The sequence below is a fragment of the Tumebacillus lipolyticus genome (genome assembly GCF_042682745.1).
GTDB classification, from domain to species: domain Bacteria; phylum Bacillota; class Bacilli; order Tumebacillales; family Tumebacillaceae; genus Tumebacillus_A; species Tumebacillus_A lipolyticus.
Genome location: NZ_JBHUIO010000006.1, coordinates 12,273 through 37,558, shown reverse-complemented (window position 1 = coordinate 37,558; position 25,286 = coordinate 12,273). Strand labels below are relative to the sequence as shown.

General features: G+C 56.5%; 26 protein-coding genes and 1 riboswitch. Of the genes, 19 read left to right on the top strand and 7 right to left on the bottom strand.

What is annotated here, in order from left to right; all coding sequences use genetic code 11:
• Positions 1–153 precede the first annotated feature (153 nt).
• The 11 genes from ACFSOY_RS11815 (at position 154) to ACFSOY_RS11765 (ending at position 9,480) form a co-directional block, all read left to right on the top strand.
• A complete protein-coding gene (locus ACFSOY_RS11815; protein ID WP_386046904.1) occupies positions 154–1,776 on the top strand; it encodes a putative polysaccharide biosynthesis protein in 1,623 nt (540 codons plus the stop codon).
• Positions 1,777–1,795: 19 nt separating this feature from the next.
• A complete protein-coding gene (yabN, locus tag ACFSOY_RS11810; protein WP_386046902.1) occupies positions 1,796–3,265 on the top strand; it encodes a bifunctional methyltransferase/pyrophosphohydrolase YabN in 1,470 nt (489 codons plus the stop codon).
• Positions 3,266–3,384: 119 nt separating this feature from the next.
• Entirely contained in the window at positions 3,385–3,657 is a 273-nt protein-coding gene (locus tag ACFSOY_RS11805; protein WP_087456378.1) for an HU family DNA-binding protein, read from the top strand.
• 4 nt (positions 3,658–3,661) lie between these two features.
• The gene (locus ACFSOY_RS11800; protein ID WP_386046901.1) at positions 3,662–3,961 is read left to right on the top strand and encodes an RNA-binding S4 domain-containing protein; all 300 of its coding nucleotides are present in this window, start codon (positions 3,662–3,664) and stop codon (positions 3,959–3,961) included.
• 110 nt (positions 3,962–4,071) lie between these two features.
• Complete coding sequence (gene yabP / locus ACFSOY_RS11795; protein ID WP_386046899.1) at positions 4,072–4,371, top strand: sporulation protein YabP; 300 nt, start codon at positions 4,072–4,074, stop codon at positions 4,369–4,371.
• 24 nt (positions 4,372–4,395) lie between these two features.
• On the top strand, positions 4,396–5,043 hold the full coding sequence (gene yabQ / locus ACFSOY_RS11790) for a spore cortex biosynthesis protein YabQ (protein ID WP_386046897.1): 648 nt from the start codon (positions 4,396–4,398) through the stop codon (positions 5,041–5,043).
• A 19-nt stretch (positions 5,044–5,062) separates the two neighbouring features.
• Positions 5,063–5,431: an FtsB family cell division protein gene (locus ACFSOY_RS11785; RefSeq protein WP_386046895.1), complete on the top strand. Its 369-nt coding sequence runs from the start codon at positions 5,063–5,065 to the stop codon at positions 5,429–5,431.
• An 88-nt stretch (positions 5,432–5,519) separates the two neighbouring features.
• Positions 5,520–6,017, top strand: coding sequence for a S1 domain-containing RNA-binding protein (locus tag ACFSOY_RS11780; protein ID WP_386046893.1), 498 nt, complete (start codon positions 5,520–5,522; stop codon positions 6,015–6,017).
• A gap of 219 nt (positions 6,018–6,236) precedes the next feature.
• Entirely contained in the window at positions 6,237–6,431 is a 195-nt protein-coding gene (locus tag ACFSOY_RS11775) for a hypothetical protein (RefSeq protein WP_386046891.1), read from the top strand.
• A 697-nt stretch (positions 6,432–7,128) separates the two neighbouring features.
• Positions 7,129–7,674: a DNA-directed RNA polymerase subunit delta gene (gene rpoE, locus ACFSOY_RS11770; protein WP_386046889.1), complete on the top strand. Its 546-nt coding sequence runs from the start codon at positions 7,129–7,131 to the stop codon at positions 7,672–7,674.
• 198 nt (positions 7,675–7,872) lie between these two features.
• Positions 7,873–9,480: a CTP synthase gene (locus tag ACFSOY_RS11765; RefSeq protein WP_386046888.1), complete on the top strand. Its 1,608-nt coding sequence runs from the start codon at positions 7,873–7,875 to the stop codon at positions 9,478–9,480.
• Between the two features lie 34 nt (positions 9,481–9,514).
• Here ACFSOY_RS11765 and ACFSOY_RS11760 read toward each other — a convergent pair whose 3' ends face one another.
• Both ACFSOY_RS11760 and ACFSOY_RS11755 read right to left on the bottom strand, forming a co-directional pair.
• The gene (locus tag ACFSOY_RS11760) at positions 9,515–9,691 is read right to left on the bottom strand and encodes a hypothetical protein (RefSeq protein WP_386046886.1); all 177 of its coding nucleotides are present in this window, start codon (positions 9,689–9,691) and stop codon (positions 9,515–9,517) included.
• A gap of 55 nt (positions 9,692–9,746) precedes the next feature.
• A riboswitch (cyclic di-GMP riboswitch) is annotated at positions 9,747–9,848 on the bottom strand.
• 155 nt (positions 9,849–10,003) lie between these two features.
• Positions 10,004–10,381, bottom strand: coding sequence for a helix-turn-helix domain-containing protein (locus tag ACFSOY_RS11755; RefSeq protein WP_386046885.1), 378 nt, complete (start codon positions 10,379–10,381; stop codon positions 10,004–10,006).
• 290 nt (positions 10,382–10,671) lie between these two features.
• Here ACFSOY_RS11755 and ACFSOY_RS11750 point away from each other — a divergent pair, with 290 nt between their 5' ends.
• The 6 genes from ACFSOY_RS11750 to ACFSOY_RS11725 all read left to right on the top strand — a co-directional run bounded on the left by ACFSOY_RS11750 (position 10,672) and on the right by ACFSOY_RS11725 (position 15,398).
• Entirely contained in the window at positions 10,672–11,085 is a 414-nt protein-coding gene (locus tag ACFSOY_RS11750) for a hypothetical protein (RefSeq protein WP_386046883.1), read from the top strand.
• Positions 11,086–11,274: 189 nt separating this feature from the next.
• Positions 11,275–12,126, top strand: coding sequence for a signal peptidase I (locus ACFSOY_RS11745; protein WP_386046882.1), 852 nt, complete (start codon positions 11,275–11,277; stop codon positions 12,124–12,126).
• Positions 12,127–12,223: 97 nt separating this feature from the next.
• Positions 12,224–12,739 (top strand): TasA family protein, encoded by a 516-nt coding sequence (locus ACFSOY_RS11740; protein ID WP_386046880.1) that lies wholly within the window; start codon positions 12,224–12,226, stop codon positions 12,737–12,739.
• A gap of 90 nt (positions 12,740–12,829) precedes the next feature.
• Entirely contained in the window at positions 12,830–13,708 is an 879-nt protein-coding gene (locus ACFSOY_RS11735) for a TasA family protein (RefSeq protein WP_386046877.1), read from the top strand.
• Between the two features lie 115 nt (positions 13,709–13,823).
• Complete coding sequence (locus tag ACFSOY_RS11730; protein WP_386046876.1) at positions 13,824–14,771, top strand: hypothetical protein; 948 nt, start codon at positions 13,824–13,826, stop codon at positions 14,769–14,771.
• Entirely contained in the window at positions 14,772–15,398 is a 627-nt protein-coding gene (locus tag ACFSOY_RS11725) for a class D sortase (protein ID WP_386046874.1), read from the top strand. It begins immediately after the preceding gene.
• 23 nt (positions 15,399–15,421) lie between these two features.
• On the opposite strand, the gene ACFSOY_RS11720 is transcribed toward ACFSOY_RS11725, so the two are convergent.
• On the bottom strand, positions 15,422–17,578 hold the full coding sequence (locus tag ACFSOY_RS11720) for a 5'-nucleotidase C-terminal domain-containing protein (RefSeq protein ID WP_386046872.1): 2,157 nt from the start codon (positions 17,576–17,578) through the stop codon (positions 15,422–15,424).
• A 215-nt stretch (positions 17,579–17,793) separates the two neighbouring features.
• On the opposite strand from ACFSOY_RS11720, the gene thrS reads away from it, so the two are divergent.
• Both thrS and galE read left to right on the top strand, forming a co-directional pair.
• Entirely contained in the window at positions 17,794–19,737 is a 1,944-nt protein-coding gene (gene thrS, locus ACFSOY_RS11715; RefSeq protein WP_386046870.1) for a threonine--tRNA ligase, read from the top strand.
• A 452-nt stretch (positions 19,738–20,189) separates the two neighbouring features.
• Entirely contained in the window at positions 20,190–21,212 is a 1,023-nt protein-coding gene (galE, locus tag ACFSOY_RS11710; RefSeq protein WP_386046868.1) for a UDP-glucose 4-epimerase GalE, read from the top strand.
• 395 nt (positions 21,213–21,607) lie between these two features.
• Here the strand turns inward: galE and ACFSOY_RS11705 are convergent, their stop codons facing one another.
• The 4 genes from ACFSOY_RS11705 to ACFSOY_RS11690 all read right to left on the bottom strand — a co-directional run bounded on the left by ACFSOY_RS11705 (position 21,608) and on the right by ACFSOY_RS11690 (position 25,240).
• Positions 21,608–22,480 carry an ABC transporter permease gene (locus ACFSOY_RS11705; protein ID WP_386046867.1) on the bottom strand — a complete coding sequence of 291 codons (873 nt, stop codon included), beginning with the start codon at positions 22,478–22,480 and terminating at the stop codon, positions 21,608–21,610.
• On the bottom strand, positions 22,452–23,417 hold the full coding sequence (locus ACFSOY_RS11700) for an ABC transporter ATP-binding protein (RefSeq protein WP_386046865.1): 966 nt from the start codon (positions 23,415–23,417) through the stop codon (positions 22,452–22,454). Before ACFSOY_RS11700 ends, ACFSOY_RS11705 begins: the two co-directional genes overlap by 29 nt.
• Positions 23,418–23,495: 78 nt before the next feature.
• Positions 23,496–24,701, bottom strand: coding sequence for an anti-sigma factor family protein (locus ACFSOY_RS11695; RefSeq protein WP_386046863.1), 1,206 nt, complete (start codon positions 24,699–24,701; stop codon positions 23,496–23,498).
• On the bottom strand, positions 24,698–25,240 hold the full coding sequence (locus tag ACFSOY_RS11690) for an RNA polymerase sigma factor SigX (RefSeq protein ID WP_386046861.1): 543 nt from the start codon (positions 25,238–25,240) through the stop codon (positions 24,698–24,700). Before ACFSOY_RS11690 ends, ACFSOY_RS11695 begins: the two co-directional genes overlap by 4 nt.
• Between the last annotated feature and the right edge of the window lie 46 nt (positions 25,241–25,286).

Sequence of the window (25,286 nt, the reverse complement as noted above, 5' to 3'; positions counted from 1 at the left end):
AGGTTGTTTGCGGCGACCTGTCTTTTTCTGCGCCGAGCGGTCGACACATTTCAGGGTGCCAGTCCTAACTCCTGCTCCTGTCTCATACGATGAGAAGGAACGAGCCTCGCAGGGATGATCTGCCAGGTATGCTATACTTAGGAGGAGTTGCCGATGACAGAACGCAACCTGTTTTTGCGCGGTGCGCTCGTGCTCGGGCTGGCTGGCATCCTGTCGAAGGTGCTGGGCTCTGTCTATACGATCTTTCTACAAAACATCATCGGGGATCGGGGGATCGGCCTCTATCAGATGGCCTACCCGATCTATTCGACCTTGTTGATTCTTTCGACGGCAGGCTTTCCGGTCGCCGTCTCTAAATTTGTGGCGGAGCATATCGCGCTCGGCGATTATGCAGGTGCGAAAAAAGTGTTCCGCGTCTCCTCCGCTCTGCTGACGCTGTCAGGAGTCGTCTGCTTTTTTATGCTCTATTACGGGGCGGATCGGTTCGCCGTCTGGTTTGGCGATCAAGATGCGGCGATCGCGATCCGGGCGATCTCGCCAGCGCTGCTCGTCGTGCCGATCATGAGCGCCTTTCGCGGCTATTTTCAAGGTTGGCAGCGGATGGAGCCGACGGCGATCTCGCAGGTGACCGAGCAGCTGGTTCGGGTGGGGACGATCCTCGTGGCGGCTGTGCTGTTGCTCAAGTGGGGCTATTCGGAGGCACACGCAGCAGCAGGTGCTGCTTTTGGCGCGTTTACCGGCGGGGTGGTTGGCTTTCTCATCCTGCTGGTCTATGCCTGGAGAAGGCGGGAGCTGTTCCGCCACGACATGCGCTTTCGCAACAAAGTTCCACAGCAGCGGACGCGCGCGCATATCAAAAAGCTCTGCTGGTACGCGCTGCCGATCTCGCTGGGCGCGCTGGTCGTGCCGCTGATGAACAACATCGATGTGGTGACGGTCGTCAACCTGCTCAAAGCGTGCGGTTACTCGCAGCAGGAGGCGACCGAGATGTTCGGGCTGCTGACCGGGCGCGCGTTCAAGCTGATGCTCTTGCCGACCACGTTCGCCTCGGCGATCGGCACGGCGCTGTTGCCGGCGATTGCGGCGGCGATCGCCCTGAAGAACGCCACGCTCGTCGCGCGGCGGATGGAGCTGGCGATGCGGATGACCGTGCTGGTCGCCCTGCCGTCTGCAGTCGGGCTCGCCCTGCTCGCCTCGCCGATCGACATCATGCTGTTTAAGGACACGGAGGGCACCCAGGCGATCATCGCGATCGCGGCAGCCACCCTGTTCGCCTCGATTCAGCTGACGACCTCCTCGATCCTGCAGGGCATGGGCGTCGTCTACGTTCCGGTGCGCAACCTGTTCATCGGGGCGGTGGTCAAGCTCGGGCTGAACTTCCTGCTCGTCCCGATCTGGGGGATCAACGGGGCGGCGATCTCCACCGTCATCTCCTACCTGCTCGCCACCCTGCTCAACCTCTACAGCATGTATCGCCGCACCGGCGTGGTGTTCGACCTGCGGGCGATGCTTGTGCGCCCGCTGCTCGCCACCTTTTTCATGGGGGTGGCCGCCTATTCGATCCTGCGCGAGCTGTGGCCGCTGCTCGCTGGCGTGCTCAGCTCCGATCGGCTGGTCGCAGCGGCGGCAACGCTCGTCGCCATCGCCGGGTCGGGTGCCGTCTACGCGCTTGCGCTGATGGTCACCGGGGCGGTGACGCGCTCAGACATCGCGGGGATTCCCAAGGTGGGCCCGCGCCTGGGCGCACTGTTTCAAAAGCTCGGCTTGATCAGATGATAAGGAGTGGAACAAATCGATGGCAAAAGTGACAGTCGTGGGGCTCGGGCCTGGTTCGTGGAACGGGCTGCCCCTCGGTACCTATACGATCTTAGAAGAGCAACAGCAGATGGGAAGCGCGGTTTTTTTGCGAACTGAGCGCCATCCTGTCGTCGACGATCTCCGCGAGAAGGGGATCGTCTTTACTGCTTTTGATCACTATTATGAGCAGTCTGAACAGTTTGCAGAGGTCTATCAGAAGATCGCTGACCACCTGCTGAATGCAGCGCGCGAGCAGGGACAGATCGTCTATGCGGTGCCCGGCCATCCGGGCGTGGCGGAGACGACGGTGCAACACCTCCGCCGCCAAGGGGCGCGTGCAGGCGTGGAGGTTGTGATCGGGCCTGGGCACTCTTTTCTCGACGATCTGCTCGTCCACGTCGGCGTCGACCCGGCCGACGGGATGCTGTTGCTCGATGGGACGAGCTTGCGTCCCCGCCAGCTCAACCCCAGCCTGCACGCGGTGATCATGCAGGTCTATTCGCCAGACGTGGCATCGGAGGTCAAGCTGACCCTGATGGAGCAGTACACAGACGACTATCCGGTCACCGTCGTGCGCGCGATCGGCGTGGAAGGGATGGAGAAGGTGCTCACCATCCCGCTGTACGAACTCGATCGCCTCGACTGGATCGACCACCTCACCTCCGTCTTCGTGCCGAGCACCGAAGAGGAGGCGGTCGTCCACCGCCAGATGTGGCGATATGTCGAAATCGTAAGCAGGCTGCGCGACCCGGAGGAGGGCTGTCCGTGGGATCTGAAGCAGACGCACCAGTCGCTGCGCAAATACGTGCTGGAAGAAGCGTACGAGGTGGCGGAGGCGATCGACAAGGACGATCCGTTCGAGCTGGCCGACGAGCTGGGCGATCTGCTCCTGCAGATCGTGCTGCACGCGCAGATCGGCGCTGAGGAGGGCACGTTCGACATCTACGAGGTGATCCGCTCCGCTGCCGACAAGATGATCAGGCGCCATCCGCACGTCTTCGGCGGCGGCAGAGAGGCGGATACGGCAGAGGAGGTCGTGCAGAACTGGCAGGAGATCAAAGCGCAGGAGAAGGCGGAAAAAGGGTTGGTGCAGCGCTCGATCTTAGACGACATCCCGAGCGCGCTGCCGTCCGTCACCGCCGCGATCCGCTTGCAGAAGAAGGCGGCTCAGGTCGGGTTTGACTGGTCGGACATCGCCGATGTATATAAAAAGGTAAAAGAAGAAATAAATGAATTACAAGAGACGAGCGGCAAGTCTGACGAATTTGGCGATTTGCTCTTCGCGATGATCAACTTGGCGCGCTTCTTAGAGGTGGACCCCGAAACGGCGCTCGCCAGCACCAACCGCAAGTTTCGCGACCGCTTCCAACACATCGAAAACTCGCTGCGAGAGCGGGGGAAGACCTTGGAGGAAAGCAGTTTAGAAGAGATGGATCAGCTCTGGGAAGAGGCGAAACGTCGCTCCTGATGTTGCTTTCTGCAATTTTATAGGCGATCGGCAGGATTTTTGTGAAGAAAGCACGAATTACCACTTGGTATTTTTAACCCAAAACACCATTGGCTTTTGGAAAGGGGCATATTATCACGATGAATAAGGTAGAACTGATCACCGCAGTAGCGGAAAAATCCGGCCTGAAGAAAAAAGACGCAGAACTTGCGGTTAACAGCTTTTTGGAAACGATCGAAGAGGCACTGGCTGCAGGCGACAAGGTGCAACTGATCGGCTTTGGCACATTCGAAACCCGCAAGCGCGCAGCTCGCTCGGGCCGCAACCCGAAGACCGGCGCTGAGATCACCATCCCAGAGTCTGTCGTTCCGGCTTTCAAACCGGGCAACAAGCTGAAAGAAGCGACGAAGTAGTCTCATGCGCTTGGACAAATTCCTCAAAGTGTCCCGTCTGATCAAGCGGCGCACCCTGGCCAAAGAAGTGTGCGATCAGGGGCGTATCTCGATCAACGGACGCCCGGCAAAAGCCAGCACCAGCGTCGCCTGCGGCGATGTGTTGACGGTGAAGTTCGGCCAGAAGATCGTCGAAGCACGCGTCGAGGTGCTGCAAGAATCTGCGAAGAAGGAACTTGCGGCCCAGATGTATACGATCCTCTCGGAGACGAAGCGTTCGGGCGAGCCTGACCTGGACGATGACGACGAAGAGGATGAGGACTAAACTACGTGAGGTAGAGCACCGACATACCAGTCGGTGCTCTATTTTTTTGTATTGAACGGACGACCCTCCGCATAGATTGTACCAACTGGTGTGATGAGGAGGAACTGTTGATGCAAGAGGAACGTCTGCGCAATAAAAATTACCCGCAGCATGAAGTCATCCTCCGCAACAGGCAAAATCTTGAGCTGACCGGCGTGCTCAACGTCGAGAGCTTCGATGCGCAAGAGTTTGTCCTGAAGACGCAATACGGCTTTTTAGCGATCCGCGGGGAGAATCTGCATATTAAAACGCTCAATCTGGAAAATGGGATCGTGGCGATCGAGGGCCTGATTTTAGACATGGGGTACTTTGATGAAGGGATGTCGGCAGGTGAGAAGGCAAAGGGCCTATTCAGCAAGCTGTTCCGCTAGAGCGAACGGAAAGGGGCGACGGGAATGAATCAGCAGATGCAATACCTCGCCATACTGTCCATGAGCCTGAGCGGCGCCGTACTCGGTGCCGTTTATGATGTCTATCGAACGATCCTGTCCGAGTGGAAATATCTCCGCTTCTTAGGCCCGGTGCTCGACTTTCTCTTCTGGGTGTTCGCCCTGCTGCTGGTCCTCGTCGCTCTGCATGAGGTCAACCACGGGGATGTCAGGGTGTACGTGTTCGTACTTTTGGGAATCGGCCTCGTACTTTATCGCCTGCTCTTGCGTAAACTGGTGGTTGGGAGCACAGTCCGCATCGTGCTGGCGATCACGTTCAGCGTGAAGATGATCTACCGGCTGTTCATGATGCTGGTGGTGACCCCGCTGCTCTGGATCGGATCGCTGTTGCTCGCCCTGTGGCGCTTGATCGATCGGCTGGCAGCAGGTCTTGAGCGCCTGATCCTCTGGCCGTTCCAGCCGCTCTTGCGCGTTTGCAGCTGGCTGTTGCACAAGCTCTATCGCTTGGCGATCGAACCGCTGGTCGGACCTGTGGTGCGCCCGGTGCAAAAATTTGTTCAGCGAGTAAAGAGCAGATGGAAAGGATTTCTGCGCGCTGTGGCGAAGTGGTTAGTCGGCAAAGATCAGGATGATGACGACAACAAGAAGCGCTGACGAACAGGAGGCGAACAGGATGAGCAAACCGGCTCGGAAAAACGTACTGCCCATGCAACAGGATTCTGAAAAAAAGCATCCTGTTCCAACTGACCGCACCGCTCCGGCAAAAGCGAAGAAGAGATTGAATTTCCGCAACTTGTTTCTGCTGGCCTTTATGACCTGGGCTGCTTATGTGTTCTTCTTCGTGCAATCTCCAGACATCGACCGGCTGAATCAAGATCAGGCGCAGTTGAACTCGGAGATCAAGCTGATGCAGGAGACTAACCAAGAACTGCAAAAGAAGATTGAGCAATTGAACGACCCTGATTACATTGCGGAAATCGCGCGCAAAAAGTACCTGATGGTCAAAGAGGGCGAAACGTTGTTTTTGCCGCCGAAACAGTAAACTTCTCCCTTCTTGAATTATTGGGGTTCTCTCGTTATAATTTTAGTTGGAAACTTGTGTTCACCCTTAAGGAGGAGCTTTCTCTAACATGGCCATTGAATTGGGCAGCAAACTGGTTGGGAAGGTAACAGGGATCACCAATTTTGGTGCATTCGTGTTGCTACCCGGTAACGTCACGGGTCTCGTGCACATCTCGGAAATTGCCGATACTTACGTGAAAGACATTAATGATCATCTGAAAGTCAACGACGAAGTCACCGTCAAAGTCATCAACGTGGACAAAGACGGGAAGATTGGCCTTTCGATTCGCCAAGCAAAAGATCCACAGCCCGGCCAAGAAGCGGGTCAGAAGCGCGATTTTGGGCGCGGCGACCGTCCTCCTCGTCCCGACCGTCCGCATGGCGGCCGTGAAGACAGAGGCCCGCGCGGCGGTGGCAATCGTGGTGGTGGACGTGCGCAAGGCGGCGGCAACCGACTGAACTTTGAAGATAAGATGAACCGCTTCTTGAAAGAAAGCGAAGACCGTCTATCTGCACTCAAACGTCATGAGTCGAAGCGTGGAGGTCGTGGTGGCCGACGCGGCTAATTTTTTCGAGATAACGTCAACAACGGCACTTCCAGCCTCGCTTGGAGGTGCCTTTTGTTTGTGACCCCTCGATTTCCAAAAATATGTTCAAGAGATCTACATAAAATTCCTCGTTTTGACACAACATGTAGTTGTTCATTATAATAAAATAGTCTATGGAACGGTCTAGTCTATGGAATGTTCGTTTTTATCATCTGAAATAAAGAGGTGACAAGTCTCATGATGTTGTTCGAAGGGATGCCGTTACATCCGATCTCAGTCGCAGTTGTGTTTGTGATCTTCGCCGTACTGTGCGTGTTCACTATGGTTTCCATGGTCAAACAGCGCAAGATGGCATTGGCAGGCTTCATGTTCCTGTCTGCTGTCGTCATGGTGGCATCTGCGGTGATTTCAGCACAAGTATCCGCTACGTAATTGAGGTTTGATCAGAAAAGCCTTCTCGGTGCGCGAGGAGGTTTTTTATTTTTTGTCAACGCGGTCCAAATGAATTTAATTTTCGGAATAATTTTATTATATTTTCGCCGTTCACAAAAAGGTCCCTCCAACATAGAGTATATCGTCGGCTGGCAACAAAAAAAGTTTTTTTGGAGGGACTTCATCATGGGTTTTAACCTCAATGACATTCAAGAGTACAACCTCGAAAAATGTCATGAATTGCGGATCAAAGAAATCGAATCATACTGGACTCGTTACGGCTATTGGCTCGCACTTCTCGCGAAAATCGATAAAACAAAATAAGATCGGCAACGCGAAAAGCCACTCGGACAGGGTGGCTTTTCGCGTGCGATCATTTTGCTTTCCGGCTGTATTTCGAATACATCCACCAGATCGTTCCACCGACGAGAGCTGCCACCGCGAGCGCGATCCCGACATAGGACCACACATAGTTCATCTGCAACCGCCTCCTTCGATCTTCTGGTTGTAGTATGCCCAAGACTTTGAACAATTCCCTTTTACCTTGTACGATTTTTGTGCTATAATTGCACTTGCTCTCTATGCAAAGATGAATATTCTTCCTGACGGCGGCTATACTGAAGTATTGGACTCACCGGCAGGATGTTCTGGAATTTGTACATACATCGATAGGTAAAACGGAAAGGAAGTGCGGGCCTTGTCCGAACAAGCATTGCATCTTGATCCAAAGCAAATTGCGGAGCTGTCCCTCGTCGACCTCGCGTATCTCGTTTTAAAGACAACCAACAATCCCTACCATTTCCGCGATCTGATGGCAGAGCTGGCGCGCCTGAAAGGCCTGTCTGAAGAGCAGGTGAACGATGTGATCGCGCGTCTGTACACCGAGATCAACATCGACGGCCGCTTCGTCTGCATCGGTGGCAACGTGTGGGGACTGAAGCGTTGGTATCCAACCGATAAAGCGGCGCCAGAGAAAGCGGCGACCGGCAAGAAGTTCGTTCGCAAAGATCTTGACGATGATGACGACTTCTACGATGAGGACGAAGATTCGTTCGAGGAAGAAGCTGAAGAGGACGATTCCTTTGGCGACTATTCGGAAGATGACGCCGATCAGGAAGAGCTCACCCCAGATGCTGAAGAAGATGAAGAGCTCGCCGAAGAGGATTTTGATGACGAAGAAGAGGACGAGGCTGACTCGGATGAGGAAGAACTCGATTCCTATGAGGATGAAGAAGAGTTTTAAGTGATACGATATAACGAACAAAGCCGCGAACCTGAAAATAGGGCGCGGCTCTTTTTGCTGGTCCTCTATTGACAACGTTGCGAGGGAACGCTAAGATACTAAAGGTATTTTGGAAAAAAGCGAACAGGTTCGTTTTTTTTTGTGTACGGATTGCAAAAACTACTTCAATCACGCAGTACATAGGGGGCACAGCAAGGCATGGCAAAGTATATTTTCGTCACAGGCGGTGTTGTTTCTTCGTTAGGCAAAGGGATTACCGCTGCATCGCTCGGTCGCTTGTTGAAAAATCGCGGTCTGAAAGTAACGATTCAAAAGTTTGACCCGTATATCAACGTCGATCCGGGCACGATGAGCCCGTATCAGCACGGTGAGGTGTTCGTCACAGACGACGGTGCGGAAACAGACCTCGACCTCGGTCACTACGAACGCTTTATCGATATCAACCTGTCGAAGAACAACAACATCACGACCGGGAAGGTGTATTGGTCGGTCATCTCCAAGGAGCGCCGTGGTGACTACCTTGGCGGCACCGTTCAGGTGATCCCGCACATCACCAACGAGATCAAAGAGCGCGTCTTCCGCGCGGCGAAAGATACGTCTGCCGATGTGGTGATCACCGAGATCGGCGGTACGGTAGGCGATATCGAGTCCCTGCCGTTCCTCGAAGCGATTCGCCAGATCAAGTCGGATGTCGGTCGGGAAAATGTGATGTACATCCATGTCACGCTGATTCCGTACCTCGGCAAAGCGGGCGAGATCAAGACCAAGCCGACCCAGCACTCGGTCAAGGAACTGCGCTCGATCGGGATTTCCCCGAACATCATCGTCTGCCGGACTTCGATGCCGCTGTCGCTCGACGTGAAGCGCAAGATCGCGCTGTTCTGCGATACCGATCAGGATGCGGTCATCGAGGCGCAGGATGCGGACACGCTCTATGATCTGCCGTTGATGTTCCAGGAGGAAGGCTTGGACGAACTGGTCGTTCGCCACTTCGGGTTCGATGTGCCCAAAGCGGACATGACCGAGTGGATCGAGCTGGTCAGCAAGGTGAAAAACTTGCAGCACACGACCAAGATCGCGCTCGTCGGCAAATATGTGTCGCTTCGCGACGCGTACATCTCGGTGGCAGAAGCGCTGTACCATGCCGGCTATGCGGCAGACTCGAACATTGAGATCGACTGGGTGCCAGCCGAAGAGGTGACTGAGGAGAACGTCGAGGAGCTGCTGCGCGATGCGGATGGCATCCTCGTGCCGGGCGGCTTCGGGGATCGCGGCGTGGAAGGCAAGATCATCGCGACCCAGTATGCGCGCGAGAAGAAGATTCCGTTCCTCGGCATCTGTCTGGGCATGCAGGTTGCTTGCATCGAGTATGCGCGCAATGTGCTCGGCCATGCGGATGCGAATTCGAGCGAGATCAACGAGCTGACCACCCATCCGATCATCGACTTGCTCCCCGAGCAGAAGGAGATCGAAGACCTGGGCGGCACGCTTCGCCTCGGCCTCTATCCCTGCAAGGTGGAGACGGGCACGAAAGCGTACGATGCGTATGGCGACGCTCTGATCTATGAGCGCCATCGCCACCGCTATGAGTTTAACAACGAGTACCGTGAAGAGATGAAGAACCAGGGCTTCCTGTTCTCCGGAACCTCGCCGGACGGCCGTCTGGTCGAGATCATCGAGTTGGCAGATCACCCGTGGTTTGTCGCATCGCAGTTCCACCCGGAGTTCACGTCGCGACCGAACCGTCCGCAACCGCTGTTCCGCGATTTTGTGAAAGCGGCGCTGGTGAAGCACAACAACCGCTAGTTCGTACAGAAACGAAAAAGAGCCGATCTCCCGCTCAGGAGATCGGCTCTTTTCTTTGCTGCCGCGCCGTGAGCAGAACAGGCAGGCTCTGTGGCCGCAAGCTGTTCGACATCGCTCGCTGCGGGCTGAGCGCCTTTTGGTCGCCGCTCACTTCGACAAGCTGCTTGTTCATGGTGAAGCGAACGAGAAATGAGGGCATCTGCATTGGCATTTCGTTCCCCCTACCCCTGTAGAAACGTGTTTGTCCTCTGCCATGCACCCGCTCATTCGGCAGCCCGGCTGCCATCGCGAGGTCGACCCCACATCCACCTCGCCTTAGGCCCGAAGCTTTGCGCCCCATGCTTTCACATGGTTTACCTTTTACGCTTGGCGGTACTCCGTTACCAAGAGTATGGAAACGATTGCGGGGTTAGACCAAAACTGAACGAAAAATAGACAAAATCTGTACAGCAAATCGACCAGCGCGGAACAAAAAAACCGACTCTCGCTGCCAGTGATCCTGACAAGGAGAAGCGGCGGATGTTCATGTATCGGCAGACTGCGACGCCTTCCAGCGCGCATATTCGATAAACTCTTGAAACTGTTCTTTGGTCAGACCGCTCGCCGCCGCTTGCTGCGTCAGCTGCAACCAGCCGAGATCGAGCTGCTTGACCAATGCCACCAGCTCAGGTGCCAATTCGCTCGCCAACATCTGGGCGGTGGTATAGCTCCGATCAAAAAAGAAGTCGGTCGGCACCTCAAGCACAGAGGCGATCTTCTCAAGAAATTGGATCGACGGATTGTCGCGGACGCCGCGCTCGATGTCGCTCAAATAGCTCTTCGCACAATCGGCGCGCGCAGCCAACTCGCCCAAGCTGATTCCTCTCTCTTTTCGAAGTTGGCGAATTTTTGCTCCGAGCATGCTCTCCCCCTCCTCCTCTTTCTTTCCATTGTAGCAAACAACTTCCTGGATGGTATAGGTCGATGATCTTTAGTCATCCTATGTCACCCGCTATAAATATAGTCCCGACGATTCGGTTACATCATTAAAACAAATAAATCAAACACGAGCCTCGATGGAGGCGAGCGAATAGGAGCGGAGAGCGAGTCGACATGGCTGTTCGCTAAAGAGGACATGAAGCGGTAATTTCAGTTCTGTGTTCGTTATATCGGTCATATGGTAGTGGAGGAAAATGACAGCGAGGCTGAGAGTTGAAGGGGGTGAACGTCATCGAGCCGTTCGAATCGATCGAGCAGAGCGTGCAAGAAACGCGTTTGGAGCGGGGAAAGCGCACCCGTCAGCAGCGGCGAAGGCAGTGGGGGATGATGAGCGTCGCCATGCTGACCGCGTTTTCGACGACCGTCCTGCTGGGGGTGGAAAGCTCCCGCATGACCAACTCGCTCTTCACAGCAGAGGTCGCCAACGCGTCCTCGGTTACGGCGGGCAACCTCTGTGTGGAAGATACGCACCAGAACGGTGAGAAGCACAAGCCCCACCCGCCGGGGGAGGGGAAGGGTCACTGCAAACCGCATGGCGATGACAAAAAACAGGATCGGAGCGAGCAACCGCCTGCAGAGGCGCCGGCGCAGCAACCGGCCGACGCAGCAACCGAAAGCAAGCGGTGAGCTGCCAACCGCACCGACTGCGCTTGCAACCGGCCTGATCTGTCCAAAGGAGGAAAGTCAGGGGGCTCCCCAGTGTCATCCGCTGCGCAGATCGAAGGTGCAGGCTCGATGTCGGCGCTTCCCGCCCCTGACGAGATCGACACCCACACGCCTCCAGCTCTGGGATAAACACATGCAGGGAGGACTGAAATGAAAAAGGCGAGGAACCTGATCGGCAAAATCATCTCCGGTCTGCTGATCGCGCTGCTCTGTTTCAATCTGTACTTCGTGCTCGCTTCCAAGCTATCTGGGGGAGAGCCGAAGGTGTTCGGTCACACCCTGATGGTCGTGCTGTCCGGATCGATGGGCCCGGTGTTCGATACGGGCGATCTGATCGCAGTCAAGCCGGGCGATCTTGCCACCAAATATGAAGTTGGCGATGTGATCTCCTTTCGCTCGGCAGAAAGCTCCTCGATCATCATCACCCACCGCGTGCTCGAAGTGAAGATGGGAGACGGCTACCCGGTCTATGTGACGCAGGGGGATGCGAACGAGGCGGCCGATCCGGAGCCGGTGCGGCAGGCGCAAGTCATCGGCAAGTATGCAGACTTTCACATCCCGAAGATCGGCTACTTTTTCGACTGGTTGAAGACGACGCAAGGCTTGGCGATCCTGCTCTTGATCCCCGGTGTCCTGCTGATCGCAGGCCCGATCTACGCGCTGATCCGCGAGATCATGAACAAGGAGAGCGAGCCGCAGGCGGAGAGCGTCGATACGGTGACCGCCGAGCAGATGGCAGCCACGCAGACGGAAGCGACTGCGGCTGTGGATGCTGAAGCAGAGGATGAAGCAGAGGACGGAGCTGAGGACGGAGCTGAGGACGGAGCTGAGGATGGAGCTGAGGACAGAGCTGAGGATGAAGCTGAGGATGAAGCTGAGGATGAAGCTGAGGATGAAGCTGAGGATGAAGCTGAGGATGAAGCTGAGGATGAAGCTGAGGATGAAGCTGAGGATGAAGCTGAGGATGAAGCTGAGGTGGAAGGAAAGGCGAGGTTGGAATGACAGCTATGGGGCTTGATCGGCAGCGGATGTCCATCTCGACGTCTGGTCGAGCAGCCAGAACCTATATGGCTTCATCAAGTAAAGGAGGACGTCTCAAGTGAAAAAGAAGATCGCGATGGCAATGGTATCAACCGCGCTGGGCGCTATGCTGATCGGCGCAGGCTCCTACGCACTGTTCACATCGGAGGCGGTGAACAGCGGCAACAACTTTGCAGCGGGCACGCTGACGCTGGAAGATCTTTCGGGCGGCCCGATCGCTTCGCAGTCGATCCATTTTAACAACCTCGCCCCCGGCGACAATGGTACGGTGACGATGACGGTGCGCAATGCGGGATCGCTCGACGCATGGGTGCGCATCAACCAAGCAGCTTCGAACTCCTCCAAGGCGGGCCAACTGTTCGCCGGAGCAACACCTCTGCAGCTCGGCTGGGATGCTGATGTGGTGAAGGTGCCTGCAGGCGGAACGACCACGTTTGATGTCACATACAACTTCCCGCTTGCGGCAGACAACTCCTACCAGAGCAAAAGCGGCTCGTTCAATGTGGTCGTGCAAGCGGTGCAAGCTCGCAACAACACAAACGCGGGCAACACCGGCCCGATCGCTTGGCAATAGGAAACGACTTTCGAGGATGAGCTGAAACGGGTGGTGTGATCTCGCCCGCTCGTTTCCCATCTGGACGCATGGTGAGAGGAGCCAAGTTCGATGAAAAAGAAAAAACTTGCGATCTTTGCCCTGACCGGAGTTGTGGCCACGACGCTGGTGGTCGGTGGTGCGACGTACGCGCTGTTCTCAAGCTCGGTCGTCAATCACAACACGGTGGAATCGGGGACGCTGATCATCACGGCGAAGCGAGACGATGTGCCAAACGTCGGTCCGATGTTCTACACCCAGTCGGTCATCGGTCAGGTGGGCGCGATGCCGACCGGAGAATGGGCGCCAGGCGATAAGCATACGCGCGGCCTGTTCTTATCGAACACCGGATCGCTCGCCGCCAAGCTGAAAACTTTGACGATCATCCCGACCAACTCTTCCGCTCAGCCAGTATCGACCAGCTCGGTCGGAGCCAACCTGCAAGCGTATAACGATTCGATCCTGTTCGCTCGACAAGCGCGAGTGAAAATTTGGGAGGTCAAAGAGTACGACCCTACCCGTGGACTCATTCCCTTTACGCGCATGGATGGCAGCGACATGGACCTTGTGATGGACATCATCAACGAGGGCTATCGGATCTGGTATGATGCGAACCCGAGCGCAGACCTCCAGGATCAAACACAGGTGGCGCAACTGCTCAACGCGGTCAACGCGTACCTGCTCGAACAGCTCAACGAGCGCGGATCGAGCGTCAACAACCGCCTGTTTAATGTCGTGAAGATGTACGACCAACCGCTGATCAATTTTGTGAACACGCCGCTTCAAGCATCTTCGTTCGGCATTGAGCTGCAGCCGGGCGAAGCGACGCTTCTCGCCTACACGGTCGAGATGAACCGGATTCCGCCTGCGGGTATCGACCCCAACTCGTTCCAAGGCAAATCGGTCTTCTTCACCTTCGGCTCGAAGTGGGAGCAGTCTGCTCACAACTAAGCGGCGATCTGGCTTCCTACCCCTGATCGGATAGAGGCTTGAGACTGCGGCAGCGCGTTGTCGCAGTCTCAAGCTGTGCCGCGGGAGAGGTCAGCAAAGAGGGGTGAAGGAAAAGGTGAGGAGCAAGCGGGTCAAAAAGTTTTCTCTGCTCATCATGACCTTGCTGTTGGCGATGATGCTTGCGGCTGGCGACCGTCTGGCACAGGCGAGCCCGCCTGCGCCCGCAAGCGCTGTCAATCAGCTGGGCACGCTTTCTGTCGATGCCTCGCCTGCCGAACTGTTCGCAGGTTCGCAGCAGATCGGCAACCTGGCGCCGGGAGACGGGGCGAGCGGCGCGTTTACTGTGCAAAACACAGGTGCCGATCAGGTGCGGGTGCAGGTGAAGCATCATCTGGAAGGCGATCTGTTTCAGATGTTTTCGCCCGATGGACATCCACTGGAGATCTCCTATTCGATCATGTTGTATAACAGTCTTCACCTACCGATCGGAACCGCGATACAAGTCCCGCCTTTCTCATCCGATCAGGTGTCGCCAAGCTTTCTGTTAGGCCCTGATCATCGCGCGGTGATCACCTACGAGTATCGGTTGCCGCTCGCAGCTACGAATGAATACCAAGGCAAACAGGGGCGGGTGGAGCTTGTGGTGATCACCAGCCAGGTACCCGATGTGCCGAAGCCTTGCGAGGAGACGAACACCTGCCCGAAACCACCTTGTGAGGTGACCGACACCTGCCCACCGTTGCCCTGTGAAGTGACAGATACTTGTCCGAAGCCGCCTTGCGAAGAGACCAACACCTGTCCGCCGCCCAGACCTTGTTCAGACATTCCCTGCCCGCCGGCAGATGGCAATCCCACTCCCAAGCCTGACCCCGGCTCCAATCCTGATCCTAAGCCCGACCCCAAAAATGACCCGCCACAAAAGCCTACCGCTCCCGGCCTGATCGAAGGCGGCACCAGCCCGCAGACGGGAGTGCCGGTGGTCAGGATGGCGATGCAGGGTGCCTTGTTGTTGGTGAGCGGCGGGCTGATGATCGTCTGGGCGAGAAAGAAGAGGAAGAAGTAGATGAAAAACGGTCGACTTCTGATGCTGCTAGGTGCGATCTGCATGCTGGCGGGGCTGATCTGGCTGGCGCAGATCCCCTATTTTTTCTATCGCTCCGACGCGGTGGGTCAAGAGCTGCTGGCAAGGGCGAAGGCGAGCGCTGTCGATCGAGCTGAGGGGACGACCGCGGGCGGATCGAACGCAGCGCCTGCACGGAGCGACGCTGATGATGAGCAAGGGCCTCCTGCGGCGATCTCCCCACCGCTCGGCTGGCTCACCATCCCATCGCTGCAGCTGGAAGCACCGATCCTCTCCGGCACCGACGAGGAGCAGATCGCCGTCGCGGTCGGTCATTTTCAGGGCAGCGCCGCTCTGGGAACGGAGAGCACCGCGCTGCTGGCCGCCCACAATGCGACCTACTTTCGCCACATCGATCGGTTGAAGCGAGGAGACGAGATCCAGATCACAACTTCTGCCGGGGTGTTCACCTATCAGGTGACCGGTGCGAGCGTTGCGCATGCTGCTGACGGTGTGGTCAAGATGGGAGGGGAGGGGCTGGTGCTGATGACCTGCTACCCGCTCGACGCGCTTCGCCAGACAGAGTATCGCTATCTGGTGTATGCGACCGCAAAAAAGCCGAGAGCATGAGCTCTCGGCTTTTTACGTTCTTTTTATTTCAGGTCGAGGCGGATGTCGCGGCCGTCATCTTTGACGGTCACTTGCTTGCCTTGAGCGGTCAGGTCTTTGACCATCTTCACCCAAGAGTCGAGCATCACATCGCCGATCTTCCAATCTTTCACTTCGCCGAACACGGTGTAGCCGTCGCCAGCGCCGGTCGCCATGAAGTCGTTGGTGGTCACCTTGAAAGTGCGGCTTTCGTTGTACTTGCCGTCCACATAGATCGGCGTACCGTCGGTCAGCGTCACTTTGGTCACCATGTCGCCCGCTTTTCGCGTGCCGTCCCACTCGACGTTCACGCCAGACCATTGCATGGCGACCAAACCGGAGTATTTGTCGACAACGTCGATCGCGCGCTTGATCTGCTCTGCGGTCATCGTGCCGGTGTTGTTCGTGTTGCCGAACGGAAGGACGGCAAACATCTCACCGTAGGTGATCTCGCCTGCGTTCACATCTGCGCGGATGCCGCCTGCGTTGGTGAAGGCGATATCGGAGCCTTCCGCCTGACGCATCGCATCGGTGATCAGCATGCCGAGCGGAGTGACGCCGTCGCGGTCCTTGCCGCCGTTTTGCGACATGCGAGGCGGTTTGCGCGACAGTTCGGTCGCTGCAACGCCTTGCACTTCCGACTCTTTCGCCGACACTTTGTCCTTGTAGCCCTTGATGATGTTTTTGACGTTCTGATCAGCGGTGGTCAAGTTGGTGTACGTTTCGAGCAGACCAGCGTTTGAGGAGACGATATCTTTGTTGTCCTTGTCGACGAACAGCTGGACGTGACCGAGCGCCCATGTCCACTGCGATGCTTCGACGACCGGGATGCCGTTGACGATCCCTGCTACGCGCTGGTGGGAGTGCCCGCCGATGATAGCGTCGATCATGCCGTTGCCCGTGCCGTTGGCCAGGTCGACCAGCTCGCCCATGATCTCTTTGGTCTTCTTGTCTTGCTCGCCCGGCAGGTGGGAGGTGACGATGACCACGTCGCACCCTTTCGCCTTCAGCTCTGCAGACAGCTCTTTGGCGATCGGAGCCGGATCTGGGAAGGACAGTCCTTCGATGTTGGTCGACTTGGTGGTCGTCTTCGTCTGCGGCGTGGAGAAGCCGATGACGCCGATTTTCACGCCGCCCTTGTCCAAGATCACATAAGGCTGCGTCCAGTCGACCAGCTTGCCGGTCGAGTCTTCGATGACGTTGGCGGAGATGATCGGCACTTTCGATTTATTGATGTTGTCGATCAGCACGTCGCGTCCGAAGTCGAACTCGTGGTTGCCGATCGCCATCGCGTCATACTTGATCTCTTCCATCGATTCGATGACCGACTCCCCGTTGAACAGGTTGGAGATCAGCGTGCCTTGCCATGCGTCGCCACCATCGACGACGACGGTGCCATCCGGGTTGACCGAGCGGAAGTCGTTGACGATGCCGCCGATCGTTTCCATGCCGCCTTGATCTTGATTTTTGTTCTTGTCAAATTGAACTTCAATATTGCCATGAATGTCATTGGTAGAGAGGATATCCAGCACGTCGAACAGGACGTACTTCAGCGCTTTCGCCGCTTCGCCGCGGGTCATCTTCGCGTTCGGGTCGAAGTTGCCGTCTGCGTTCGGCTCAAATACGCCGGCGATCGCCGTGTAGGCGACGAACGGGCGAGCCCACTCGGCCACCTGATCTTTATCGTTAAAATAGTTGAGCACCTTTTGGTTCACGTTCGGAACTTGACCTTTGTTCATCGAGGCGCCGATGATGACGGCGAGCTCTTGGCGGGTCACTTCGCGGTTCGGCTCGAAGTTCCCGTTGCCGACGCCGGAGACCAGACCTGCTGCCACCGCGTTTTCAACGATTTGGCGCTGCCAGGTCGCCAGGTCGTGGAACGATGATTTTTTCGCGGTCACATCTTCGAGCTTGAGCGCTTTGTTGATCATCGCGACCAGCTCGGCGCGCGTTACATATTTGTCTGCTTTCAAATCGGTGGTGCCCGGATAGCCGACGATCGCACCCTTCATCTGAGCGAGTTCAAGATCGGTTTTTTGGGTGGTCGGAGCTTGCGCCGATGTGGTGGTCACGCCGGTCGCCAGCGCCTGTGGGCTGTACAGTGCGGTCATCAGCGAAGCGACGACTGCCAATGCCCCAAACTTTACGCCATTCTTTTTCATATCTTTTTTCTTCCTCCTACTCTAGTAAAAGAGTGATAGTTCGACCCTATTATACTAGATGTCAGGAAATAAAGGTTAACAACATCGGAGTATTTCGTTAATTTTGTTAGGAATCTGCTCAAAGGGCTGTCGTTTCTTGACAGTGGGACATGGCGATCCCTATAATAATAAGGATGTACAGAGGTTGCCAGATTGTAGATTAGGAGGGGTTAGCAGTGTCCATTAACATAACTTTGCCGGATGGAAGCGTGCGTTCTTACGAGGGCGGACAGGTGACGCCGGCAGAGGTGGCTGCAAGTATCGGCAAAGGGCTTGCCAAGGCAGCGCTCGCCGCAAAAGTTGACGGTCGCCTCGTGGATCTTTCGCATCCGATCAAGCAAGATGCGGAGATCGCGATCGTGACCTGGGATTCGACTGAAGGTCATGAGGTGTTTTGGCACACCTCGACTCACATTATGGCACAAGCGGTGAAACGCCTGTTCCCGGATGCGCAGCTGACCGTGGGACCGACGATCGACGAAGGATATTTCTATGACATCGACACCCCTCGCACCTTGACGCCTGAAGATGTGGAGAAGGTAGAAGCGGAGATGAAGAAGATCATCGAGGCTGACTTCCCGATCGTTCGCAAGGAGCTGTCCCGCGAGGACGCGATCGCCTATTTCGAAGGGATCGGCGAACACTACAAGGTCGAGATCATCAAAGACTTGCCGGAAGACGAAGTGATCTCCGCCTATACGCAAGGGGAGTTTACCGATCTCTGCTATGGACCGCACCTGCCGTCGACCGGCAAGGTGAAAGCGCTGAAGATCACCAACATCGCAGGCGCTTACTGGCGCGGCGACCAAAACAACAAACAGCTCCAGCGACTGTACGGCGTGTCATATCCGTCGCAAAAGGAGCTCGAACAATATAACTTCCGCATCGAGGAAGCGAAGAAGCGCGACCATCGCCGCCTCGGCAAGGAGCTCGGCCTGTTCTCGCTGCGCGATGAATCGCCGGCGATTCCGTTCTGGCTGCCCAAAGGCCGCGTCCTGTGGAACACGCTGCGCGACTGGTCGTACAAGACGCAGCTTCGCCTCGGCTATCAGGAGATCAACACCCCGCAGGTGCTCAAGGTCGACCTGTTCCATCAGTCGGGCCACTACGACTTCTACAAGGACAACATGTACTTCATGAACCAGGACGGCACCGAGTATGGATTGAAGCCGATGAACTGCCCGGCGCACTGTCTGGTGTTCTCCGAAGGCGTCCATTCCTATCGCGACCTGCCCGTTCGCTACTCCGAGTACGAGCGTCTGCATCGCTGGGAGATGTCAGGTGCGGTACACGGTCTGATGCGCGTGCGCGGCCTCTGCCAAGATGATGCGCACCTCTTCTGCACCGAAGAGCAGATCGAAAAGGAGATCATGGGCGTGCTCCGACTGCTCGACCAAACGTACAGCACGCTCGGCCTGACCTACAAAGTCAAGCTTTCGACCCGTCCGGAAGAGTATATGGGAGAGCTTGAGCTGTGGAACAAGGCGGAGGCGACGCTGGAAAAAACGCTGAACGACATCGGGGCCAACTGGGTGCTCAACCCGGGCGATGGCGCGTTCTACGGACCGAAGCTCGACTTTGATGTCACCGACTCGCTCGGACGCACCTGGCAGTGCGCGACTTTGCAGCTCGACTTCCAACTGCCGATCCGCTTCAACCTCAACTATGTGGATCGCGATGGCGGGCAGAAGACGCCGATCATCATCCACCGGGCGATCTTCGGCTCGATCGAGCGCTTTATCGGCATCCTGATCGAGCACTTTGCCGGCGCGTTCCCGACTTGGCTCGCTCCAGAGCAAGTGCGGATTCTGCCGATCGCAGACCGCCACATCGAGTATGCGGAACAGCTCAAGGAGAAATTGCTCGACCACGAGATTCGCGCGACTGTCGATGCTGACCATGAGAAGATCGGTTACAAGATCCGCAACGGTCAGCTGCAAAAGGTTCCGTACATGCTGATCATCGGCGATCGCGAAGCGGAGACCGGCTCTGTCGCAGTTCGCAGCCGCGAAGCGGGCGACCTCGGCACCAAGTCGGCAGAGGAGTTCATCGCGGACATTCTCGCGGAGATCAACGAGAAGCGCCTGTCCAAGTCTCATCTGTCGGCGACAGAGGCGTAAGCCTCTTCGCTGAGTGCGCCCTTTCGCCCTTCGACGAGGGAAGTCAACAGCAACAGCGATCGTTCGCATCGTGATCTGCGAAAAGCGGATGTATCGCGACCCAAAAAGGCTAGCCTCTGTGCAGGGGCTAGCCTTTTTCGTGCTTCAAGGCGCGCCGTTCGTTTCACCTCGATCAAGTTTGGCAAGCAAGGAAGCTTAGGATCGCTGGGCGGATCGAATGGAACCTCAACATGTCAGCATCCAGATCGGAATCGTTCCTTGCACTGCGGAACAGCGCCATGATCGGCACTGTTCCGCTTTTTTGATGGGAAACTTTTCGCAGAGCGCAGGAGCGGGTCATTTTTTAACGGGTTTCTAAAGTTCAGACGCTATGATGAAGACGAAGAGCGATCGAGCAGAGCGGAACGACCAGTTGAACGATGAAAAACGATGGCGATCTAGGGGGGAAACGTATGAAAGCTGGAGCAAAAGGGAGCATTTTGGTGACGGGCGGTGCTGGATACATCGGGAGTCACACGGTGCAGGCGCTGCGGAGAAGAGGTCTGCAGGCGGTCGTTGTGGACAATTTGGTGACAGGACATCGAGCGGCCGTTCCGCCAGACGTGCCGTTTTATCAGGCGGACATCGCTGATCAGGATGTGATCGAGGAGATCATCCACACGCACCGCGTCGAAGCGGTCATCCATTTTGCCGGACGCGGTCAGGTCAGCGAATCGATCGCGAAACCAGATCTTTATTTCCTGGAAAATACGGCGAAGACGATGCAGTTCGTCTCGAATCTGATCGCGCAAGGGGTCAACACGATCGTGTTCTCCTCGACGGCAGCCGTGTATGGAAGTCCTGAGGCGGTGCCGATCGCGGAAGAGGCGGAGAAAAAACCGCTCAATCCGTATGGACTGTCCAAGCTGATGATCGAGCAATCGTTCGAATGGTTGGAGAAGGCATACGGGTTGCGCTGGATCGCTTTGCGGTATTTTAATGCGGCAGGTGCTGCGCTGGATGGGACGCTCGGCGAGCATCACGACACCGAGACGCACCTGATCCCGCTCGTGCTGCAGACGGCGCTCGGGCTGCGCGAGATGGTCTCGATCTTCGGCACGGATCACAACACGCAGGACGGGACGAGTGTTCGCGACTATGTCCACGTGCAAGATCTGGCAGAAGCGCATGTGCTGGCTGTCGATGCGTTGAAAACGGGCCTTGCGAGCGGCGCATATAACGTGGGGACGGGCAGGGGGGTATCAGATCGTCAGGTAATCGAGACGGTGACGCAGGAGACGGGAGTGTGCTTTCCGGTGCAGGAGAAGGAGCGCAGACAGGGCGAACCTGTTGAGTTGGTGGCGCAGGCGGAAAAGATCAGGGAAGCGATCGGCTGGCAGGCGAAGCACAGCGATCTGTCGACGATCATCTCCAGCGCTTGGAACTGGCATCTGCGGTACCCCTCCGGTTACCAGGGCGACGTGAGCAATCATTGAGCCGCGCCAGTCGGTCGGCCGATGAAGCGAAACGGAGGGAGAACAGCGTGATCACTTCAGCGTTTGATGAGGCTGGAACTGAGGGGATGGAGGGTGCAAAGCGGGAAGTGGAGATCGCGACAAGTGCGATGCGATTGGAGCGAGCATTATGGCCCACCAGATCGAAGTTGGATGGACGGGTGAGATCTGGGGACGCCTTCGGGAGCAGATCGATGCAACGGGTGCACAAGATCGGAGGCTTGTTGATGTGGTGCTGGTGAACGGCATGTGCGGCTCCGTTCAGGGGGCGCGAGCGATCCTTGTTGTCCAGAGAAGAAAAACAGCACTCTTGCCGAGTGCTGTTTTTTATAGGCTTCGAGCTCCAATACCTGCCGAGGAGCATCCTTATTGTAAAACTAGACGTCCCGCTTGCTAAACTTCCGAACGGCTAAGAAGAGCAGGAGCGCTCCATACAGGAACGAATAGATGAGCATCGCATTGCTCGGCATGGCCACCGTGCCAAACAAGCCCTTCGCAGCAAAGGAGAGCGGGCTGTCCGCCACGTCGAAGAGCATGACGGTCATGCGCCTGAACAGCGCGTCGATCGGATAGACGAGCGAGGAGAGGATGCCGATGTTTTGCAGCGCCACATTTTTCATCAGCGCACCAAACTGCTCCATAAAGCCACCGATAAAGCTGATGCCGAACAGGACGATCATGATGATGCCGCCGTTGATCGTCGTCAGGCGAGTGGAGAGCCAGAGACCGAGCGCCGCCGTGATCAGGGGGAGGGTTAGAAACAGGGAGCCCGCTTTGGCAAACTGCTCGAAGCTGAGCGTGATGGTCAGCGCACCGCCGAACAGCTTGTTCATCAAAATGACGCCGCCGAAGATAAACAGCGAGTAGAGCACCAGCAAGCTGCCCAGCCCGATAAATTTACCGAGGATCAGATCGCGACGCTTGATCGGCCGCGCGAGAATCGTGTCGATCTGGTGGCTTTCGATCTCGCCAGACACGCTGCCGACCGTGGAGAGCGTCGTCAGCAAGATCGTGATAAAGTTGGCAAAAAAGAGTCCGATCGAAAGAATTTGGGTGGCAAACATCGACTTTTCCATCAACAGCTGGCCGATGTCACCGCCGAGAAAGCTTAACTGTTCTTCCAGCTCTTTGGAGGCGTAGTGGTTGGCGACGCCAAAAAAGATCAAAAAGGCGATCGTCATCAGCAGGGCGATCAGAAAGATGCGCTTATAGAGCGTTTCTTTAAATGACAGTTTGGCGATTGAGAACATGCTCTTGCTCCTTTCGGTTCACCCAGTGCAGGAAGACATCTTCCAGATGCGGTTGGATCGGCACCAGCTCGTACAGCATCACACCCCGCTGGCTGAACAGATTGACAAGCTCAGGAATCTGGTCGTCCCCCGACAGTTGGAGCAGGAATCGCTGCGTGTTGTCCTCCGCCGAGGAATCGACCGGCTCCCAAGCGCGGATCAGCCCGTCGAGGCTGTTCAGAATGCCCTTGGTCAGGCCGGCAGCCCGTATCTGCACTCTGGTCTGCGCCTCTGTCAGCTTGCGCCATTCCCCTTGGACGACCAGTTCGCTTTTGTGAATGATCGCCACATGGTCGCAGATCGTCTCCACCTCGGAGAGCAGGTGCGAGTTCAAGAAGACCGTCTTGCCTTCCCGTTTCAATTCGGACATCAGATCGCGGACCTCCCGACGCCCGATCGGGTCGAGCGCAGAAGTCGGCTCGTCGAGGAAGATCAGATCGGGGTCGCTGATCAGCGCGCAGGCCAGACCGATCCGCTGCTGCATCCCTTTGGAGAACTTCCGAATCTTCCCGTCCGCTCTCCCGGCCATGCCGACGCGCTCGATCAGATCGTCAACGCGCTTCTTGCGCAGATGGCGCGGGACTCCTGCCAACTCTGCGTGCGTCTCCAACAGCTGGCGGCCGGTCAGCCAGTCCTGATAGCGAAACAGCTCGGGCAGATAGCCGATCTTGCGCTTGGTGTCGATATCGCCGATCGGTCGGCCCATCATCTCGGCACGTCCGCTCGTCGGGTGAATCAGCCCGAGCATCGTGCGGACAAACGTGCTCTTGCCTGCGCCATTTGGCCCGATAAACCCGAAGACGACGCCGCGCGGCACTTCGAGGGTGATATTTTTACAGCCCGCTCTTCCGTCATACTGTTTGGTGAGATTCCATGTCTGAATCACGAGGTCGCTCATGAGTAACTCCTTTCCGTGCAGAACAGAACAAGAGCAAACCGATTGGCGGCTGCTCTTGCTCCCATCTGACGTTCGCTTCTAGAGGCTGTTGGCGATGCTCAGCAGTTTAGCTTTCAGCTCTTGATCTGACATTTCAGCTTGGAAATAGAGGGAGATGTTGTGAATCTCTCCGTCCGCTTCCCACATCAATGAGGCGCTGTTGCCATACTGCTCGGGCAGGAACAGACCGCTGTTGCCCTTTACTTTAACATCTTCCGCTTTCTTCTTGCCTTCGAAGAATGGAATCGGCAGCGTGGTCTTCCAATCTTTGATCGAAGAGAGCTGTGCGCTGACTCCTTGCGGCAGGAGCGGCGAGGCGAGAATCGTCCGGCGCAGCTCTTCCACATCCACATCGGCCGGCACGTTGAGCTTCGGCGAGCTGAACACTTTGTAGTTGATCCATTCGCCATTGTTTTGCCCGAACTGATAGCTGGTCGTCTTCGGGAAGGTCAGCGCAAAATGCTTGTCGTTCAGCTTCTCGTCAAATTTTACGCCTGCGTTCAGCTGGGCCAGCATCTTGTTCGCCTTGTCGGTGTCCAACTGCATGTTGATCGTATACTCAGGCTGAATGCCACCATATTGGAACTCATAGCCAGCAGGGAGAGTGATCGGGGAAACACCTGCCGCTTTCATCCCGTCCAGCGATTCGAAATTTTGCTGTTCGCGAGTTTCATCGACCCAGAATTTCCCGAGCCCGCTGATCGTCTTTTCGCCGATCTCGTGACCGGAGAAGAGCTGTCCGATGCTCTGCAGATCCTCTTGGGTGACTTTGACCATCTCCACTTTGTTGACGCGGAAGATGGAGAGCAGTCCGTCTGCTGCCGCTTGAACTTGCGGGATGGTCATCACCGAGACGACCAGTGCGGCCGCCGCCGTGCCTGCGATCCATTTTTGATATGTTTTTGCCATGCTAAACCAGCTCCGTTTCGTTTGGGGTGGGGTTGCAATCGTTTCGATCGGCCGGGTCGGCTCGATCGCTGCGCTTGCACCAGCTGTGCGCTCGCGCAGTTTCGCTTCAAAGCGCGACCAAGCTTGCTCGACGTCGATCTTCGCCTCTTCAGGAAGCGGGGCGAAGCTTTCGGCGAGCGCCTCATCCGCCCAGGCGGTCAGGCGCTTCAGCTCAAGGAGGGCTTGGCGACAGAGGTCGCACTGGTCGAGGTGAAGGGCGAGCTCCTTGCGCTCTTGGCGAGAGAGTTCGCCGTCGACATATGCTTGGATGCGTGCTTCTTGTGGACAGTTGTTCATGCCTCAGACCCCCTTTTTCGTTGATAGAGATCTCGAAATTTGCGTCTGGCGCGGGCGAGCAACGTGCCGACCGAGCCGGTATCGACCGAGGTTGCTTCGGCCAATTCTTTGTAGTTGTAGCCGGAGTATTTCATCATCAGCAAGGTGCGATCGCGCTCCGGCAGAGAGAAGATCGCCTCGCGAACCGCTTCGATCTCCTCCTGATGGAGCCAGCGGTCTTCAGGTGATGGTTCCACTTGCGAGCTGTGATGCGCCTGCTCTTCATCGCGGGCATTGCGCCTTTTCTCACCGCGCAGATAGTTGTAGGCGGCGTAAATGCCCGCTTGCATCAGCCACCCACCGATATTTTCAATGAGGCGAATGTCTTGATCGTACAGTTTCAGAAACACCTCTTGGGCGAGGTCTTCTGCTGCCGACTGATCGCGAGTGATGCGCATGATCTGCCGGACAACCTGCGGGTAGTAGGTTTTGAACAGCTCTGGAAATGGCGGAGCGGTATGGGAACTCGGTCGTTCTGCCATGCGTGCGATTCCCTCCATTCTGCGCCTCCTTTCATCGCGGGCTTCTATCTATACGAAACCGCCC

What these genes read in the sequence shown, in the direction of transcription:
- ACFSOY_RS11690 (WP_386046861.1), bottom strand. Translation starts at nt 25,240, where the DNA reads ATGGAGGGAATCGCACGCATGGCAGAACGACCGAGTTCCCATACCGCT.
- ACFSOY_RS11775 (WP_386046891.1), top strand. Translation starts at nt 6,237, where the DNA reads ATGATGTTGTTCGAAGGGATGCCGTTACATCCGATCTCAGTCGCAGTT.
- ACFSOY_RS11705 (WP_386046867.1), bottom strand. Translation starts at nt 22,480, where the DNA reads ATGTTCTCAATCGCCAAACTGTCATTTAAAGAAACGCTCTATAAGCGC.
- ACFSOY_RS11765 (WP_386046888.1), top strand. Translation starts at nt 7,873, where the DNA reads ATGGCAAAGTATATTTTCGTCACAGGCGGTGTTGTTTCTTCGTTAGGC.
- ACFSOY_RS11815 (WP_386046904.1), top strand. Translation starts at nt 154, where the DNA reads ATGACAGAACGCAACCTGTTTTTGCGCGGTGCGCTCGTGCTCGGGCTG.
- ACFSOY_RS11720 (WP_386046872.1), bottom strand. Translation starts at nt 17,578, where the DNA reads ATGAAAAAGAATGGCGTAAAGTTTGGGGCATTGGCAGTCGTCGCTTCG.
- ACFSOY_RS11695 (WP_386046863.1), bottom strand. Translation starts at nt 24,701, where the DNA reads ATGAACAACTGTCCACAAGAAGCACGCATCCAAGCATATGTCGACGGC.
- yabP (WP_386046899.1), top strand. Translation starts at nt 4,072, where the DNA reads ATGCAAGAGGAACGTCTGCGCAATAAAAATTACCCGCAGCATGAAGTC.
- ACFSOY_RS11700 (WP_386046865.1), bottom strand. Translation starts at nt 23,417, where the DNA reads ATGAGCGACCTCGTGATTCAGACATGGAATCTCACCAAACAGTATGAC.
- yabN (WP_386046902.1), top strand. Translation starts at nt 1,796, where the DNA reads ATGGCAAAAGTGACAGTCGTGGGGCTCGGGCCTGGTTCGTGGAACGGG.
- ACFSOY_RS11745 (WP_386046882.1), top strand. Translation starts at nt 11,275, where the DNA reads ATGAAAAAGGCGAGGAACCTGATCGGCAAAATCATCTCCGGTCTGCTG.
- galE (WP_386046868.1), top strand. Translation starts at nt 20,190, where the DNA reads ATGAAAGCTGGAGCAAAAGGGAGCATTTTGGTGACGGGCGGTGCTGGA.
- ACFSOY_RS11805 (WP_087456378.1), top strand. Translation starts at nt 3,385, where the DNA reads ATGAATAAGGTAGAACTGATCACCGCAGTAGCGGAAAAATCCGGCCTG.
- ACFSOY_RS11800 (WP_386046901.1), top strand. Translation starts at nt 3,662, where the DNA reads ATGCGCTTGGACAAATTCCTCAAAGTGTCCCGTCTGATCAAGCGGCGC.
- ACFSOY_RS11785 (WP_386046895.1), top strand. Translation starts at nt 5,063, where the DNA reads ATGAGCAAACCGGCTCGGAAAAACGTACTGCCCATGCAACAGGATTCT.
- ACFSOY_RS11780 (WP_386046893.1), top strand. Translation starts at nt 5,520, where the DNA reads ATGGCCATTGAATTGGGCAGCAAACTGGTTGGGAAGGTAACAGGGATC.
- ACFSOY_RS11735 (WP_386046877.1), top strand. Translation starts at nt 12,830, where the DNA reads ATGAAAAAGAAAAAACTTGCGATCTTTGCCCTGACCGGAGTTGTGGCC.
- yabQ (WP_386046897.1), top strand. Translation starts at nt 4,396, where the DNA reads ATGAATCAGCAGATGCAATACCTCGCCATACTGTCCATGAGCCTGAGC.
- ACFSOY_RS11725 (WP_386046874.1), top strand. Translation starts at nt 14,772, where the DNA reads ATGAAAAACGGTCGACTTCTGATGCTGCTAGGTGCGATCTGCATGCTG.
- ACFSOY_RS11760 (WP_386046886.1), bottom strand. Translation starts at nt 9,691, where the DNA reads ATGCCAATGCAGATGCCCTCATTTCTCGTTCGCTTCACCATGAACAAG.
- ACFSOY_RS11755 (WP_386046885.1), bottom strand. Translation starts at nt 10,381, where the DNA reads ATGCTCGGAGCAAAAATTCGCCAACTTCGAAAAGAGAGAGGAATCAGC.